Source organism: Ruegeria sp. YKSF131 (assembly GCF_059612645.1).
This window is the reverse complement of record NZ_JBXWQZ010000026.1, coordinates 23,513-38,347: the sequence shown is the minus strand read 5'-3', so window position 1 is coordinate 38,347 and position 14,835 is coordinate 23,513. Positions and strand designations below refer to the sequence as shown.

Here is a 14,835-nt window from a genome sequence, read left to right as displayed (position 1 = left end):
CCATGCGTATCGTTTTCAAAACCGACTACATGCAGGATATCCGCCCGTGGAAAGACGGGTTCCAGTTGCGCCTTTATCTGCTTCTTCTGTTTGTCGTCGCGGCTGCGCCTCTCGTGCTGGACGATTTCTATCTGGGTGAACTGACAAACGTTCTGATCTGGACCATTGCCGGTCTGGGTCTGATGATCCTGACTGGACATACAGGGCAAGTCAGTCTGGGCCATGCGGCCTTTCTGGCCTTCGGCTGTTACGCCAACGTGGCCCTGATTGAGGCAGGCGCGCCTTTTCTGGTCGCTTTTCCGCTGGCCGGAATTCTGACCGGGATCGCGGGCGTGACCGTCGCAGTCCCTGCCCTGAGGCTTCATGGTATCTACCTGGCGATCTTTACCATGGCGCTGTCCATCCTGATGGATGACATCATTGTTCTGTCCGAGCCGATCACTGGTGGTGTCGCGGGTAAATATATCGGCGGGGTCGAGGTCTTTGGCCTTACGGTTGACCGCTGGGGGACGCCTGATCTTTTTTTCTGGCTGGTTCTGTCTGTCACCATTCTGGTCACGTTGGGTTACGTAAACCTGCTGCGTGCCCCTTTGGGACGCAGCTTCATCGCCGTGCGCGACTCCGAGGTTTCGGCGCAGGCAATGGGTATCGATATCGCGCGAACAAAGATGATTTCGTTTGCCCTGTCCTGTGCGGTTACAGGTTGGGCCGGCGCGTTGATGGGGCTGTTTGCTGGTGCGTTTAACAATGAAACCTTCAGCGTCCTGATCTCGATCCAATTGCTGATGATGATCGTCATAGGCGGGCTGGGCTCGATTCATGGCGCGTTTCTGGGCGCGATTGTTATCGGATTTTTGCCGCAGTTTCTATCGATTTCAAAGGAATATGTCGGCGCGATCATCGGCGGAAACACCGTTGCCATTCCGGGGCTGGAGTTCGGCATCTTTGGCATGATCCTGATCGGCTTCATCCTTTTCGAACCCATGGGCATCTATGGCCGTTGGCTGAAAATCCGCACCTGGTTCGAACTGTTTCCCTTCTATCGCAAGGACATGTTCAAACGGCAGAAATCCTATCTCAAGACGGAGCGTCTGAGATGAACTTGCTGGAATTTGAAAACGTTACCCTGAAATTTGGTGGTCTGACAGCCGTGGACAACTTGTCCTTCGAGGTTCAGCAGGGCGAAGTCTTTGCCATAGTCGGGCCGAATGGCGCGGGCAAATCGACGGTCTTCAATCTGATCTCGCGCTTTTACGAACCGTTTTCAGGGTCGATCCGGTTTGATGGTCACGATCTGCTTCAGGTCAAACCGTCTGGCGTGGCTGCCTTTGGGGTGGCGCGGACGTTCCAGAATATCGAGTTGTTCGAACACGCAACTGTCCTGCAAAATTTACTGGTCGGAAGACACAGGCATCGGACAACGAACCTGATTTCAGAACTTTTGTTCACCCCTGCGGTCCGACGTCAAGAGTTGGAGAGCCGGGAAAAAGTCGAACAGATCATCGATTTCCTCGACCTGCAGGCCTATCGCGACAAGATGATTTCAGGGCTGCCTTATGGCGTACGCAAAGTGGTCGAAGTAGCACGTGCCCTGGCGACCGATCCCAAGCTGCTGTTGATGGATGAACCAGCCTCGGGACTGTCGGTGGAAGAGACGACCGATATGCGCTGGTGGATCGACGATATCCGGCGCCAAATGGGAATTACCGTGCTGATGGTCGAACACGACATGGGATTGGTATCGGGCGTGTCCAACCGGGTCCTGGCCATGGCAGATGGGGCAAAGCTGGCCCTCGGGTCTCCGGCAGACGTGCAATCGCATCCAGCCGTGATCGAGGCATATCTGGGGAAAGCCTCATGAACGCCCCGATCTTGCAAGTCCGCAATATCGAAAGTTTTTATGGCCCAATCATGGCCATTCGGGGCGTTTCGCTGGATGTTCACGAAGGAAAAATCGTGTCGATCCTTGGCGCTAACGGCGCGGGCAAGACCACATTGATGAAAACCATCTCTGGCGTGATGGACCCGGAAAAGGGAACAATCACCTTTGATGGCGGCGACATTCAGGGCTGGGAACCGCACAAGGTTGTCCAGCGCGGGTTGGTTCACATCCCGGAAGGGCGCGAAGTTTTTCCACTGCTGACGGTTGATGAAAACCTAAGCCTCGGCGCCTACACCCGCAAAGACAAAGACCAGATCGAACAGGATCGTGAGCTGGTCTTCCGTTATTTTCCGGTTCTGAAAAACCGTCGGTCGCAAGAGGCCGGAACCCTTTCGGGCGGACAGCAACAGATGCTGGCCATAGGGCGCGGATTGATGGCCCGGCCTCGTATCATGTTGCTGGATGAGCCGTCTTTGGGCCTGTCCCCTCTGCTGGTGCAAGAGATCTTCGGCATTCTCAAGCGCTTGAACGAAGAGCAGAATATGACGATGTTGCTGGTTGAACAGAATGCCAATGCGGCGTTGGAACTGGCGCATCACGGCTATGTCATGGAGGTGGGTCGCATCGTCATGGACGGTGCCGCGGATGCGCTTTTGCGATCCGAGGATATTCAAAGCTTCTATCTTGGAAAACAAGAAGAAGGCGCGCGCGAAAGCCGCCGCTGGAAGCGGAAAAAGACGTGGAGGTAAAACGGATGGACGCCACGCCCCTCCCCCCTCAGGTCGTGATAAACGGCGTTCAGTTCAACGCAACGGCAGGACAGCGCCCGGTACGCGTTGATGGCTGCATCACCATTGCTGAATTGTTCCAACGCCGATGTGCCGAACTGGGCAGCCGAACGGCGCATCGCGAAAAAGACCTGGGTATCTGGAAATCCTATTCCTGGGCCGATTACTGGCAGCATGCCAAATGGATCGGGCTGGCCTTGCGCAAGCTGGGACTGGAACGCGGCGACGTGGTCTCAATCCTGTCCGAGGACCGCAAGGAATGGGCATGGCTCGACATGGGCATTCAGGGCGTTGGCGGTATCGCTTCCGGCGTCTATACCACGGATTCCGCCAGTCAGTTGCAATACCTGGTCAACGACAGCGGCACCAGGTTTCTGATTGTCGAGGATGAAGAGCATCTGGACAAGTTTCTGGGAATTGAGGCCGAGGTTCCTGATCTGATCAAGGTGATCATCCTCGAGGACGAAGGGCTGCATGACCTGAACCATCCGCGCTGCATGATGATCGACGAGCTGTTCGCCTTGGGCCAAGAGGCGGAACTGGCCGAGCCCGGGCGCTTCGAAGCGGAAATCGCATTGGCCAAACCGCAGGACATTGCCTTGCTGGTCTATACGTCGGGTACAACCGGTCAGCCGAAAGGCGCAATGCTTAGCAATGAAAACATCCTGGCCGCCATCGAATCCGCTGCACGGGTGCTGCCAGCGCTGCCCAGCGATGAACAGCTGTGTTTCCTGCCTCTGTGTCACATTCTGGAACGTAATGTCTCGGTCTATTTCCCCTTGGCGGCCCGCTGCACTGTCAATTTTGCCGAAAGCCCTGAAACTGTTTTCGCAAACCTTCAGGAGGTTTCGCCCTCAACCTTCACAGCGGTGCCAAGGGTTTGGGAAAAGATCTACTCACACGTCCAGATCCTGACACAGGAAGCCACGCCTTTGGGGCGGCTGGCATTCGGCCTGGCATTAAAAACTGGTGCGCGCCGTGCCGGATATCTGAGCGCAGGCCAACCAGTTCCATCCGGCGTCGCCACCAGATTCTGGTTCTGGGATCAGCTGGTTTTGAAAAACCTGCGCCGAATGTTGGGTCTGGACAAACTGCGACGAGGCGGAACAGGCGCCGCGCCAATCTCGACCGATCTGCTAAAATGGTACTGGTCCATCGGCGTGCCGTTGGTGGAAGGGTTCGGGATGACCGAAACTTCGGGCCTCGCCACGCTCAACACCACAGACAGCAATAAGATCGGAACCATAGGCAAAGTTGTCGAAGGGTGCGACATTCGCATCTCGGACGATGGCGAAATCCAACTAAAGGGCCTGAACATTTTTCAGGGATACTGGCGCAACAACGCGAAGACAGCAGAAACCTTCACCGCCGATGGCTGGCTGCGTACCGGGGATATGGGGTCAATAGATAAGGATGGCTATGTCACCATCACGGGCCGCCTGAAGGATATCATCATCACCGCAGGTGGTAAGAACATCACCCCAGCCGAGATCGAAAGCCGCCTTAAGTTCAGTCATTATGTCGCGGACGCAATCATCATCGGGGACAGGCGCAAATTTCTGACGGCACTGATCATGATTGATCAGGAAAATGTCGAAAAATACGCGCAGGGCCATAAAATCCCCTTCTCGAATTTTGCCTCGCTATGCGCGGCACCGGAAATCAGGCAGTTGATCAGTTCGGAAATTGCCGCTGTTAATGCAGAATTTGCGCGGGTCGAACAGATCAAGGATTTCCGTCTGATCGACGTCCTGCTGACCGCTGAAGACGACGAACTGACTGCGACGATGAAGCTGAAACGCGGACTGGTTGAAAAGAAACACGGGCATCTGATCGAAGACATGTACACTTGACCAAAAGATTAACGGGAGGAAAGAGATGAAGAAATTACGCAACAGTCTGGCGGCTGCATCACTGCTGACAGCATCGGCAACACTTGGTTGGGCGCAAACACAGGGCGTGACCGATGATGAGATTGTCATTGGTTCTGTCAACGACCTGAGCGGGATATTCGCCGCAGTGGGTGTTCCGGCAACCAAAGGTGCAAATGTCGTCTTTGATCGGGTGAATGCAGCCGGTGGCGTGCACGGGCGAAAAATTCGTTACGTGGTCGAAGACAACGGCTATCAGATGCCACGTGCGATGCAGGGCTATAACAAACTGCTCAATCGCGACAAGGTATTTGCCATGCTGCAATCGCTTGGCACGCCGATGAACATGGCAGGGTTCAAGCTGTTGGATCCCAAAGGCATTCCCAACGTAGCGCCTCTTACAGCTGCGCGTCAGATGTTGCAGGAACCCATGCGGAACAAGTTCACCTCCTTCTCGACCTATTTCGATCAGGCGCGTGTCGGTGTGAACTATCTGGCTGGCGAGTTTGGCTCAAAGACGGTCTGCACCATGTACCTGCCGACAGATTTTGGTGAGGAAATTCTAGAAGGCAGCAAGGCCGGAGCCGAAGAAGCCGGGCTCACTTTTGGATCAGAAACCACCCATAAACCGGATGAGACAGATTTCGTCGGATCGCTGAGCAAGCTCAAGGAAGAGGGTTGTGATATCGTCACCATGGCGCTTGGGGTGCGGCAGTCGATCACTGTCGTGGGCACCGCTAAGAAAATGGGCCTGACCGATATGAAATTTCTCGGCACATCAGCCAGTTTCCTGACGGTCGTGGCGCAGGTTCCTGGTGGCGTGACCGATGGATTCTACGCGGCAGCCTCATGGCAGGACCTTTGGGCACGCGCGGATCAACCTGCCCCGGCCGCATTTATCGAGGAATACAAGGCAGCCACAGGCGAAGATCCGGTCGGATTTGCCATGCTGGGTTATTCGGCGGCTGAAATGATGGTTAAGGCGTTGGAGGCCGCAGGCCCTGATCTGACGCAGGACAGTTTCATCGCAGCGATGGAAACGCTGGATTATCAGGACGATCTGGTTGGCAACCACATAACCTATGGTCCTGAAGACCATCAGGGCGCGGATACTGTGTTCGTCAACGTTGTTGAAAACGGTGCGTGGAAACTCGTTTACGAAGAATGAATCCCTGACCCGCGCAAAGCAAAAGGGCTCGCAAGTGCGAGCCCTTTCTTTTGGGTATTCCCGGCGAATTAACGCTTCGAGAACTGGAACGAACGGCGGGCTTTGCGCTTACCGAATTTCTTACGTTCCACAACGCGGCTGTCGCGGGTCAGGAAGCCAGCGGCTTTCAGTGCGCCACGCAGGTTCGGATCATAGAGTTGCAGCGCTTTCGAGATGCCGTGCTTAACCGCACCGGCCTGACCGGTCAGGCCACCGCCTTTGACGGTTGCAACAACGTCGAATTCACCTTCTACGCCGGCAACCTGGAACGGCTGGCGCAGGATCAGCTGCAGAACGGGGCGTGCAAAATAGACGTCCTGATCTTTGCCGTTTACGGTGACCTTGCCGGAACCCGGCTTGATCCAAACGCGGGCAACAGCGTCTTTACGCTTGCCAGTGGCATAGGAGCGGCCCAGCTCGTCACGTACGGGTTCACGTACGATGACTTCTTCGGCCACGGTTTCAACGCCTGCGACGGCGCTCAGCTCTTCGAGAGTATTGATCTGATCAACCATCGGTCATTAGCTCCGGGTGTTTTTCTTGTTCATGGACTTGACGTCCAGAACTTCGGGGGCCTGGGCCTCGTGCGGGTGCTCGGCACCGGCATAGATACGCAGGTTGGTCATCTGCTGGCGCGACAGGCGGTTGCCTGGCAGCATACGCTTGACGGCCTGGAAGACAACACGCTCGGGGTGTGCGCCATCCAGGATCTGCTGTTTGGTGCGCGACTTGATGCCGCCCGGGTGGCCAGTGTGCCAGTAGAAGTTTTCTTCGCGCTTCTTGCCGGTCATCTGGATTTTGTCAGCGTTGATCACGATGACATTGTCGCCCATGTCCATGTTCGGAGTAAACGACGCTTTGTGCTTGCCACGCAGGCGCATGGCGACGATCGAAGCAAGACGGCCCAGAACAACGCCTTCAGCGTCGATCAGGATCCACTTCTTGTCGATGTCTGCAGGTGTTGCAGAAAAGGTTTTCATGGCAGGATAGTCCTGTTTGATGTGAAAGACCGCCCCAGCGGAGCGGCCCGAATTCGATGGACGGGTTTTATGAGGTGCCTGCACGCAGGTCAAGCGGCATTAGTCTTATTTATGCATGTAAAACCAAATACTTAGAAAATAGGTATTATATTACCCCATATTCAAACGCTGATTTGTTCAGGCGGATTGTCCAATAGAACACGCAGGCGCTGCATCGCGTCCTCGAACCGTTCCAGTGACACATGACCATTCATGGCAATACGTACCGCGTTCGGCGCGCGTCCATCGCGCAGCGCGAACTCGTCGGCGGATCGGAGTTGTATCCCTTCCCGCTCGGCCGCGCGACTGAATGCAGCCGACCGCCAGCCAGACGGAAGGCTCAGCCAGACAAAGGGAACGTCCGGGGCCCAGTTCAGATCAAACCCACCCAGGGTATTGACGGCAACGCGTAGATAATCCCCCATCCGCGTGCGCACATCCTTGGCGATCTGACGCGTACGCGGATCGGACAGCAGAAGGCGGGTCAATTCCGCCAAGGGCTGGGCCAATCCGAAATATCCGTATTCAGCGGACCGGCGCAGATCCACACTTTTTTCTCTGGGGGCGATAGCAAAACCCACACGCAATGCCGGTGTCAGAATCTTCGAGATTGATGACACATGCCATCCCCGTTCAGGCGCCAGTGCCCGAAAGCTGGGCTCTCGGGCATCGCCCATGCGATAGCAATCATCTTCAATGATCTCCAAATCAAAGCGACGGGCAATCTCAACGATCTCTTTCCTCCGCTCCAACGGTGTGTGTGCGCCCGTTGGGTTTTGAACTTCTGGCGACACGCAGACGGCCTGCGCTGTCGTGTGGCGCAGAACATGTTCTAACGCTGCCGGATCGACACCCCATCTGTCCATCTTCACACCGACCACTTCCGCGCGCATCAGTTCGCCTGCGCGACGGAACCCGGCATAAGACAGGTCCTCGACCAGTACGACAGGTTTGGGCCCGCGCAGGATCGTCTGAAACACAACGCAAAGCCCGTTCTGGCCGCCATGTGTCAACACAATATCATCATGGGTCAGTGCGCCCAGCGGAAGGTCTGACAACCAGTCCACAACCGCCTGTCGCACGGGCTGGTACGCGTCACGCGTCGGGTAATTCAGAAACAAACCCGGATCGGCTTGCGACACTTTTTTCAGACATTCACGGATCAGGGACACCTGCCCCATATCTGCCAACCTAGGGCTGAACAGACTTACATTGGCATTGTATTTGTCGTCCCGAAGATGCAGTTGCCGCGCCCAAACGTCGTCAAGAATGGGCGATTTTGGCGGCGCAACAAATGTACCACGCCCGACTTCGGCTTGTAACAACCCCTCATCTGTCAGGATTGTATAGGCGCGCGCGACTGTACCAGGCGTTATTTGCAGGCGATACGCCAGTTCGCGCACCGGAGGAAGTTTGACGCCCACTTCCAAAGATTTGTTATCTATGGCTTTTCGAATTGTGTCAGCAACCAGAGTGTATTTCGGTCCTTTGGATTTCGGTAGCGCCTCTGGCCAAATTGTATCCATTACAATTCTTCCTTTGCTTTTGACACAATTTCAAATGTATCAGTCACGTGTACCAAGTACAACTGATTTGTGTCAATACAATTGAAAGGAATTCCGAGATGACACGCACAATGCACACCCCCGCCCTTCTGCTGCTGACCGACAGCCCCCGGCTGCCTCTGGCCGCTGCACTGGCCGTGCGGTTTGCGGCAGCGGTCACTCAATGGGAGCGTCGTCGCCGTAGCCGCGTCAATCTTAGTTATCTGGATGACCGCTTGCTGAAAGACGTCGGTCTGACACGCCATGATGCGCGCCGCGAGGTAAAGCGCCATTTTTGGCAGATTTAACTGATCCCCAGTCCCATTATTGGGACCTCTTCCTGGGCCGGGGCTTGTCCCCGGTCTTTTTTATCCGAATTTCGCGGCCGCGGACCCTGCAGGTGGCAGGGAATAGGTCATCGTCGCTCTGGCAACAGGGTCTTCCGCGCCATCGGAATACATAAGTACGTCACCGACGGCCAAAGTCCGGCCCAGTTTCAGCAGGCGACATATAGCAATCATGTCCGTGTTGCCTGCTGGTTTGCTTAGAAAATCCAGGGAACTGTTCGTTGTGACCGCCAGGGATTGACGCCCTTTTCGCGCCAGAACCATCGCGTATACACAAACATCAGCCAGCCCAAACATGGATGGTCCCGAAACCGTACCGCCCGGCCGCAGATGCTGATCCTTCACAACAAGGCGCATGGTGATTGTATCTTCGGTCAGGTCCTCGACGACAAAGTCTTTATGCACCTGCGGGAAAACCTCCTTTAGGTATTGTGACAGTTCGTCCCGGTTCATTGCCAAAGCCATGCTTTCCCTCCTGCTCATACCGACCTAGAGTTGGCCCAACATGGGATCGGAGGGCAAGATGGCAATTCTGGAACGTAACGACACCGGCGCTGTTGCACGGCTTACAATGAACGCCCCAGAGCGGCTGAACGCGCTGAGTGACGAGATGCTGTCGGCGTTTCAGGCTGAACTGGACACGTTGCGTGAAGACACGTCGATCCGGGCTGTGATCCTGGCGGGTCAGGGTAAGGTTTTTTGCGCCGGGCACGACCTGAAACAGATGACGGCCGGACGCCAGTCCGAAGATGGTGGCAAAGCTTATTTCAATGACCTGTTTTCGCGCTGCGCGAAAGTGATGATGTCGATCCAGTCCCTACCCCAGCCCGTCATCGCACAGGTCCACGGCATTGCAACCGCCGCCGGGTGTCAGCTTGTAGCCACCTGTGACATGGCCGTCGCCGCGGAAGGCACAAGGTTTGGGGTGAACGGCGTCAATATCGGTTTGTTCTGCTCGACACCAATGGTGGCCCTCAGCCGCAATATCCCCAGAAAGCAGGCATTTGAAATGCTGACGACTGGTGAATTCATATCAGCCGAACGTGCTGCCGATTTGGGTTTGGTCAACCGCGTTGTCCCCGAGACGCGTCTTGAACACGAAACCAATGCGCTGGCAGAACTGGTTGCTTCCAAGCTGGGAGCCGCTGTCAAAATCGGTAAAGAGGCGTTTTATCAACAGCTTCTTATGCCGCTGGATCAGGCTTATGCCTATGCCGGTGACGTAATGGCGCAGAACATGCTGTACCGGGATACAGAAGAAGGCATTTCAGCCTTTATCGAAAAACGTCCCCCAAATTGGTCCCAATAATGCAATTGTTTTGCACATTTTTCGCCACTGTTTTGAATTTAGCACTTTCCAAAAGGGCGACACTGTGGCAAAGCTGGGTCGAGGCCAAGGCCTCAGGACACTTTTGGGTCGCCGTGGGCGGAAGGTCCCTCCAGCTGGTCTCTCTCACCAGCGCTGACAATCCCGCAGCGGCGACCCCAAGACCCCTTCCATAAAATTCGTGAAACCGCTTTGCCTCAGTTGCGCCCGATTGTGGTCTGCCCTATGTGGCATCGCATGACACAAGTTTTGCATATTGTAGGCGGCGGCATGGCCGGGTCAGAGGCGGCCTGGCAAGCTGCTGAAATGGGCGTGGATGTTGTGATTCACGAAATGCGTCCGATCATCGGCACCTTTGCACATCAGACCGGCAATCTGGCGGAAATGGTGTGCTCGAACTCGTTCCGCTCGGATGATGATGAGCAGAACGCAGTGGGTCTGCTGCATTGGGAAATGCGTGCCGCCAATGGGTTGATCATGACAACAGCCGATGAACACCGCCTGCCAGCCGGTGGCGCGCTGGCTGTGGACCGTGACCCGTTTGCAGAAAGTGTGACCACAAAACTTCGCGCCCACCCACGCGTGACGGTAACCGACGAAGAAGTGACGACCCTGCCCAGCGATGGCCAGTGGATATTTGCGACCGGCCCCCTGACGTCGCCCGCGCTGGGTCAGTCCATCCAGGCCGAGACAGGGTCTGACGCACTTGCCTTTTTCGACGCCATCGCACCGATCGTCTATGCCGAAAGCATCGACATGAGCAAAGCGTGGATGCAATCACGCTACGACAAGGGCGAGACCGAAGAAGAGCGGACGGCCTATCTGAACTGCCCGATGGACCGGGATCAGTACGAGGCCTTCATAGACGCGCTTCTGGCAGCAGAAAAAACCGAATTTCACGAAGGCGAGGCAGCAGGTTACTTCGACGGCTGTCTACCCATCGAGGTTATGGCCGAACGCGGTCGCGAAACGCTGCGCCATGGTCCGATGAAACCGGTCGGGCTGACCAACCCGCATGAGCCCGGCGTGAAACCACATGCAGTGGTGCAGTTGCGCCGCGATAACGCATTGGGCACCTTGTTTAACATCGTGGGTTTCCAGACAAAGATGAAATACGGCGCCCAGACCGACGTGTTCCGTATGATCCCTGGCTTGGAAAATGCCAGCTTTGCCCGGTTGGGCGGCATTCACCGCAATACGTTCATCAACTCTCCCACGCTTCTGGATTCGCAAATGCGGTTGAAATCCAAACCCAACATTCGGTTTGCTGGACAGATCACGGGTGTGGAAGGCTATGTAGAAAGCGCCGCGATGGGGTTGCTGGCTGGTCGGTTTGCCGCTGCTCAGATTTTGGGGCGTGACCTGCCGGCTGTTCCGCAAGACAGCGCAATGGGTGCTTTGATTCACCACATTACGGGTGGTGCCGAGGCCAAGACCTTTCAGCCGATGAACGTGAATTTCGGCCTGTTTCGCCCCGTGGATGGCCTGAAAGGCGGGCGTCGGGGTCGTAAAGACCGGTACAAGGCCTATACCGACCGGGCCAAAGCTGAATGGAGTACCTGGTTGGAACATTGCTGACTGGACGCGTAATGCGGACTCGGCCTAGCATGCTGGAATGAACGACACGTTTCTGAACAGCACATACAACCTCGGCACGCCTGAAGCGACTGAAGCGCACTATCAGAACTGGGCTGCAACCTATGAAAAGGAAGTCGGTGAACACGGTTACGCCACGCCGGGCCGTGTAGCAGCGGCTTTGTGGTCTTTCGCGCCGAAGCCGCAGACCCCAATTCTGGACTACGGCTGCGGCACCGGGTTGTCGGGGCTTGCCCTGCGCGCTGTTGGCTTTGAAGTCATCGATGGGATGGACCCAACAGAGAACATGCTTCAGGAAGCCGCCAGCAAGGGCGTTTATCGAACACTGACCGGATTCGATATCGCCAAGCCCGCGCCGTTGAAGCGTGGGGAGTACACGATGATTACTGCCATAGGAGTGATCGGAAAAGGTGCTGCCCCGCCAGAGACACTGGATTTGTTGATGCACGCGTTGCCCAAGGGTGGTTTGCTTGGCTTTTCGCTGAACGATCATGCGTTGGCGGACCATAAATTCACCTGCCGTCTGACGGATTGGGTCGACATGGGGGCCGCACGTTTGTTATTTCGTGAACACGGCCCCCACCTGCCCGGTATCAACCTTAACTCTGACGTGTATGTATTAGAAAAAGCGTGACTCTCGTAACGCGCTTTGCGCCATCCCCAACAGGCCCCCTTCACCTTGGGCACGCATATTCTGCGCTGGTTGCCAGCGATCGGGCTGCTTCTGAAAGCGGCCGGTTCCTGCTGCGAATTGAGGATATCGATCAATCCCGCTCGCGACAGCTATGGGAGGATCAGATTTACCACGACCTCAGATGGTTGGGGCTGACATGGCCGGAGCCCGTGATGCGCCAATCGGATCGTTTGGGCTTTTACCACAAGGCGCTGGATCAGCTATGGGCGCAGGGTCTTTTGTATCCATGCACGTGTAATCGCAAAGATATCGCCGCTGCAACCAGTGCGCCGCAGGAAGGCGCACCTATGCTTGGACCCGACGGGCTTGTTTACCCTGGGACTTGTGGAAAAAGGTTTGTTGGCAAAGATTTATCGGAACTTCCTCGTCCAACTCAGGACCCATTGCGATTGGACGTGGTCAAGGCGTGTCAGGCGGTCCGCAACCCCGACAGGTATCAGTTTCTTGAGCTGGGTTCGGGTCCGGGCGGCGAAACCGGCATTGTCACCTTTTCGCCTGATGAGTTGATTGCCACCATAGGTGATGTTGTTCTGTCCCGCCGTGACATGGGGACGTCGTATCATTTGTCCGTCGTACTTGACGACGCGGGTCAGGGTATAACACAGGTGGTACGGGGACGGGACTTGTTTGACGCGACCCGCATCCACGTTCTGTTGCAGGTGTTACTGAACCTGCCGACACCCGAGTATTTCCACCACGACCTGATCCGCGATGATGCAGGCAAACGGCTGGCCAAACGCGATGATGCCCGCGCGATCTCAAAATACCGGGCCGAAGGGGCTAGCCCGGGCGACATACGCCGAATGGTTGGGCTTTGACCCCTACTCCATTGGCGCCATCAGTTCAGCCTCGACCCCATCCCGAACGGCGGTAAAAAAACAGGTTCGTCGGTTGGTATGGCAGGCTGCACCGGTTTGACGGACCAGAACCAATAGACAATCCCGGTCGCAATCGATCCGGAAATCCACCAGTTCCTGCACATGGCCCGAGGTTTCGCCCTTGATCCAGAAGGCCTGCCGGGAGCGCGACCAATAGGTTACCCGCCCGGTTTCGAGGGTCTTTTCAACCGCCTGCACGTTCATCCAGGCCATCATCAAAACCTCGCCTGATGCTTCATCCTGCGCAATCGCCGGGATCAGACCCGCCTCATTAAATCTCAATTTGGAGGGGTCAAACACGACTGGGTCAGACATCTGAAAAACCTTTTGCATCCGGTGGGCTGGCCACTATGTATGGGTAACACACGACGAGGGAAAGCCATGAGCGGCGAGAACGACCTGATTAAGCTGTATTCCGGGCGCATTCTGGCGCTGGCTGCGGATATTCCGCATCTTGAGCGACTGGAAGATCCCGATGCAACCGTCAAGAAACGCTCACCTTTATGCGGATCGACTGTAACTGTCGACATCAAGGTTCGCGACGGTCAGATCAGTGCCTTTGGTCAGGACGTCAAGGCCTGTGCTTTGGGGCAAGCGTCTGCCTCGGTCGTTGGGGATGCAATAATTGGAGCGTCGCGGGCGCAGGTCGAAGCTGCGCGCGATCAGTTGGCGGCCATGCTCAAGAATGGCGGTCCTGCACCCGATGCACCTTTTGACGGGCTTGAGGTGCTGATGCCCGCTCGGGATTATAAGAACCGCCATGCGTCGATCTTGCTGGTACTGGATGCCACGGCTGAGGCCATGGCGAAGGCTGAACAGGCAAACTGCGCCTGATTATAGCTATTTGGCGGAAACCCGTTTACCCTCTGCCAAGATTTCAGGAGGGATGGGTTTGAATAATTTGCTCGAGCATTTCGTGACGCTTTGGGTCGTTATCGACCCGATTGGAACAATTCCCGTGTTCATCGCCGTTACTGCGGGATTGGACGCGGCAGGCCGGCGGCGGACAGCGATGTTAGCAGCCGTGATAAGTGCTGCCGTATTGCTGTTCTTCCTTGTATTTGGTCAGGTGCTGATCGAAGCGCTGGATATCGGGTTGAATTCGTTTCAGGTCGCTGGCGGCATTATCCTGTTTCTGTTTGCCCTGACGATGATCTTTGGTGAAAGCAAACAAGAGATCGAACAACGGCAAGCCGAAGAAGATCGTGAAGACGCGTATCACCAGCAGAACCCGGCGATATTCCCGCTTGCCGTGCCTTCACTGGCATCCCCCGGCGCAATGCTGGCAATCGTTATCCTGACGGACAACCACCGTTACAGCATCGCGGATCAGGGTATCACAGCGCTTGTCATGCTTTCCGTATTGCTGGTTGCGTTTGTACTGATGCTTTTGGCCGAGCCCATCATTCGGCTGATCGGTCATTCAGGCGCGGCAATCATCAGCCGTGTCATGGGCATGATTTTAGCCTCGGTTGCTGCCAACTCAGTCCTGTCCGCGCTGTTGGAAATCTTCAAAACCGGCCAATTGTAAAAAAAGCCGCCGCGCTTTCCGGGCGAAAGGGCGGCGGCAGGTATTGCGTGTCTCGTGTGGGGTCCGGTGTACCGCGCGGGGCCGAGGCATGGCCCCTCAAGGGGTTTGGGACAGGCAGGTCACCCTTGACTGAAATGGGGATGACAGCGCG

17 protein-coding genes are annotated in these 14,835 nt (G+C 56.0%); 12 read left to right on the top strand and 5 right to left on the bottom strand.

The annotated features are described in order from the left end of the window. Positions 1–2 precede the first annotated feature (2 nt). From AC2FLZ_RS11430 to AC2FLZ_RS11410, 5 genes are read left to right on the top strand one after another with little or no spacing between them, the layout of a single operon-like run. Positions 3–1,100, top strand: a complete 1,098-nt coding sequence (locus AC2FLZ_RS11430) for a branched-chain amino acid ABC transporter permease (RefSeq protein ID WP_496811928.1) — start codon at positions 3–5, stop codon at positions 1,098–1,100. After that, on the top strand, positions 1,097–1,861 hold the full coding sequence (locus AC2FLZ_RS11425) for an ABC transporter ATP-binding protein (RefSeq protein WP_496808514.1): 765 nt from the start codon (positions 1,097–1,099) through the stop codon (positions 1,859–1,861). Before AC2FLZ_RS11430 ends, AC2FLZ_RS11425 begins: the two co-directional genes overlap by 4 nt. After that, positions 1,858–2,631, top strand: a complete 774-nt coding sequence (locus tag AC2FLZ_RS11420) for an ABC transporter ATP-binding protein (RefSeq protein WP_496808515.1) — start codon at positions 1,858–1,860, stop codon at positions 2,629–2,631. The genes AC2FLZ_RS11425 and AC2FLZ_RS11420 overlap by 4 nt, the downstream gene beginning before the upstream one ends. A gap of 5 nt (positions 2,632–2,636) precedes the next feature. Further along, on the top strand, positions 2,637–4,523 hold the full coding sequence (locus tag AC2FLZ_RS11415; protein ID WP_496808516.1) for an AMP-dependent synthetase/ligase: 1,887 nt from the start codon (positions 2,637–2,639) through the stop codon (positions 4,521–4,523). 25 nt (positions 4,524–4,548) lie between these two features. Further along, a complete protein-coding gene (locus AC2FLZ_RS11410) occupies positions 4,549–5,709 on the top strand; it encodes an ABC transporter substrate-binding protein (RefSeq protein ID WP_496882186.1) in 1,161 nt (386 codons plus the stop codon). A 68-nt stretch (positions 5,710–5,777) separates the two neighbouring features. On the opposite strand, the gene rpsI is transcribed toward AC2FLZ_RS11410, so the two are convergent. The 3 genes from rpsI to AC2FLZ_RS11395 form a co-directional block, all read right to left on the bottom strand. After that, positions 5,778–6,263 (bottom strand): 30S ribosomal protein S9, encoded by a 486-nt coding sequence (rpsI, locus tag AC2FLZ_RS11405; protein ID WP_209503959.1) that lies wholly within the window; start codon positions 6,261–6,263, stop codon positions 5,778–5,780. 6 nt (positions 6,264–6,269) lie between these two features. Beyond that, complete coding sequence (gene rplM, locus AC2FLZ_RS11400) at positions 6,270–6,728, bottom strand: 50S ribosomal protein L13 (RefSeq protein WP_480472706.1); 459 nt, start codon at positions 6,726–6,728, stop codon at positions 6,270–6,272. 161 nt (positions 6,729–6,889) lie between these two features. Beyond that, entirely contained in the window at positions 6,890–8,293 is a 1,404-nt protein-coding gene (locus AC2FLZ_RS11395; protein WP_496882185.1) for an aminotransferase-like domain-containing protein, read from the bottom strand. A gap of 98 nt (positions 8,294–8,391) precedes the next feature. On the opposite strand from AC2FLZ_RS11395, the gene AC2FLZ_RS11390 reads away from it, so the two are divergent. After that, positions 8,392–8,619 (top strand): DUF1127 domain-containing protein, encoded by a 228-nt coding sequence (locus AC2FLZ_RS11390; RefSeq protein ID WP_480472702.1) that lies wholly within the window; start codon positions 8,392–8,394, stop codon positions 8,617–8,619. 60 nt (positions 8,620–8,679) lie between these two features. On the opposite strand, the gene AC2FLZ_RS11385 is transcribed toward AC2FLZ_RS11390, so the two are convergent. Further along, positions 8,680–9,123, bottom strand: coding sequence for a PaaI family thioesterase (locus AC2FLZ_RS11385; protein WP_496808517.1), 444 nt, complete (start codon positions 9,121–9,123; stop codon positions 8,680–8,682). Between the two features lie 58 nt (positions 9,124–9,181). On the opposite strand from AC2FLZ_RS11385, the gene AC2FLZ_RS11380 reads away from it, so the two are divergent. From AC2FLZ_RS11380 to gluQRS, 4 genes are all read left to right on the top strand, one after another. After that, on the top strand, positions 9,182–9,967 hold the full coding sequence (locus tag AC2FLZ_RS11380) for an enoyl-CoA hydratase (RefSeq protein WP_496808518.1): 786 nt from the start codon (positions 9,182–9,184) through the stop codon (positions 9,965–9,967). 255 nt (positions 9,968–10,222) lie between these two features. After that, the gene (gene trmFO, locus AC2FLZ_RS11375; protein ID WP_496822327.1) at positions 10,223–11,563 is read left to right on the top strand and encodes a methylenetetrahydrofolate--tRNA-(uracil(54)-C(5))-methyltransferase (FADH(2)-oxidizing) TrmFO; all 1,341 of its coding nucleotides are present in this window, start codon (positions 10,223–10,225) and stop codon (positions 11,561–11,563) included. Between the two features lie 37 nt (positions 11,564–11,600). After that, the gene (locus AC2FLZ_RS11370; RefSeq protein ID WP_480505215.1) at positions 11,601–12,215 is read left to right on the top strand and encodes a class I SAM-dependent DNA methyltransferase; all 615 of its coding nucleotides are present in this window, start codon (positions 11,601–11,603) and stop codon (positions 12,213–12,215) included. After that, a complete protein-coding gene (gluQRS, locus tag AC2FLZ_RS11365; RefSeq protein ID WP_496808519.1) occupies positions 12,212–13,093 on the top strand; it encodes a tRNA glutamyl-Q(34) synthetase GluQRS in 882 nt (293 codons plus the stop codon). Before AC2FLZ_RS11370 ends, gluQRS begins: the two co-directional genes overlap by 4 nt. A 3-nt stretch (positions 13,094–13,096) precedes the next feature. Here the strand turns inward: gluQRS and hisI are convergent, their stop codons facing one another. After that, the gene (gene hisI, locus AC2FLZ_RS11360) at positions 13,097–13,486 is read right to left on the bottom strand and encodes a phosphoribosyl-AMP cyclohydrolase (protein WP_480516981.1); all 390 of its coding nucleotides are present in this window, start codon (positions 13,484–13,486) and stop codon (positions 13,097–13,099) included. 48 nt (positions 13,487–13,534) lie between these two features. On the opposite strand from hisI, the gene AC2FLZ_RS11355 reads away from it, so the two are divergent. Together AC2FLZ_RS11355 and AC2FLZ_RS11350 are read left to right on the top strand one after the other, a co-directional pair. Next, a complete protein-coding gene (locus AC2FLZ_RS11355) occupies positions 13,535–13,987 on the top strand; it encodes an iron-sulfur cluster assembly scaffold protein (RefSeq protein ID WP_480516979.1) in 453 nt (150 codons plus the stop codon). A 58-nt stretch (positions 13,988–14,045) separates the two neighbouring features. Continuing rightward, positions 14,046–14,684: a MarC family protein gene (locus AC2FLZ_RS11350; protein WP_267366387.1), complete on the top strand. Its 639-nt coding sequence runs from the start codon at positions 14,046–14,048 to the stop codon at positions 14,682–14,684. Positions 14,685–14,835: the final 151 nt, after the last annotated feature.

What these genes read in the sequence shown, in the direction of transcription:
- AC2FLZ_RS11430 (WP_496811928.1), top strand. Translation starts at nt 3, where the DNA reads ATGCGTATCGTTTTCAAAACCGACTACATGCAGGATATCCGCCCGTGG.
- AC2FLZ_RS11425 (WP_496808514.1), top strand. Translation starts at nt 1,097, where the DNA reads ATGAACTTGCTGGAATTTGAAAACGTTACCCTGAAATTTGGTGGTCTG.
- AC2FLZ_RS11420 (WP_496808515.1), top strand. Translation starts at nt 1,858, where the DNA reads ATGAACGCCCCGATCTTGCAAGTCCGCAATATCGAAAGTTTTTATGGC.
- AC2FLZ_RS11415 (WP_496808516.1), top strand. Translation starts at nt 2,637, where the DNA reads ATGGACGCCACGCCCCTCCCCCCTCAGGTCGTGATAAACGGCGTTCAG.
- AC2FLZ_RS11410 (WP_496882186.1), top strand. Translation starts at nt 4,549, where the DNA reads ATGAAGAAATTACGCAACAGTCTGGCGGCTGCATCACTGCTGACAGCA.
- rpsI (WP_209503959.1), bottom strand. Translation starts at nt 6,263, where the DNA reads ATGGTTGATCAGATCAATACTCTCGAAGAGCTGAGCGCCGTCGCAGGC.
- rplM (WP_480472706.1), bottom strand. Translation starts at nt 6,728, where the DNA reads ATGAAAACCTTTTCTGCAACACCTGCAGACATCGACAAGAAGTGGATC.
- AC2FLZ_RS11395 (WP_496882185.1), bottom strand. Translation starts at nt 8,293, where the DNA reads ATGGATACAATTTGGCCAGAGGCGCTACCGAAATCCAAAGGACCGAAA.
- AC2FLZ_RS11390 (WP_480472702.1), top strand. Translation starts at nt 8,392, where the DNA reads ATGACACGCACAATGCACACCCCCGCCCTTCTGCTGCTGACCGACAGC.
- AC2FLZ_RS11385 (WP_496808517.1), bottom strand. Translation starts at nt 9,123, where the DNA reads ATGGCTTTGGCAATGAACCGGGACGAACTGTCACAATACCTAAAGGAG.
- AC2FLZ_RS11380 (WP_496808518.1), top strand. Translation starts at nt 9,182, where the DNA reads ATGGCAATTCTGGAACGTAACGACACCGGCGCTGTTGCACGGCTTACA.
- trmFO (WP_496822327.1), top strand. Translation starts at nt 10,223, where the DNA reads ATGACACAAGTTTTGCATATTGTAGGCGGCGGCATGGCCGGGTCAGAG.
- AC2FLZ_RS11370 (WP_480505215.1), top strand. Translation starts at nt 11,601, where the DNA reads ATGAACGACACGTTTCTGAACAGCACATACAACCTCGGCACGCCTGAA.
- hisI (WP_480516981.1), bottom strand. Translation starts at nt 13,486, where the DNA reads ATGCAAAAGGTTTTTCAGATGTCTGACCCAGTCGTGTTTGACCCCTCC.
- AC2FLZ_RS11355 (WP_480516979.1), top strand. Translation starts at nt 13,535, where the DNA reads ATGAGCGGCGAGAACGACCTGATTAAGCTGTATTCCGGGCGCATTCTG.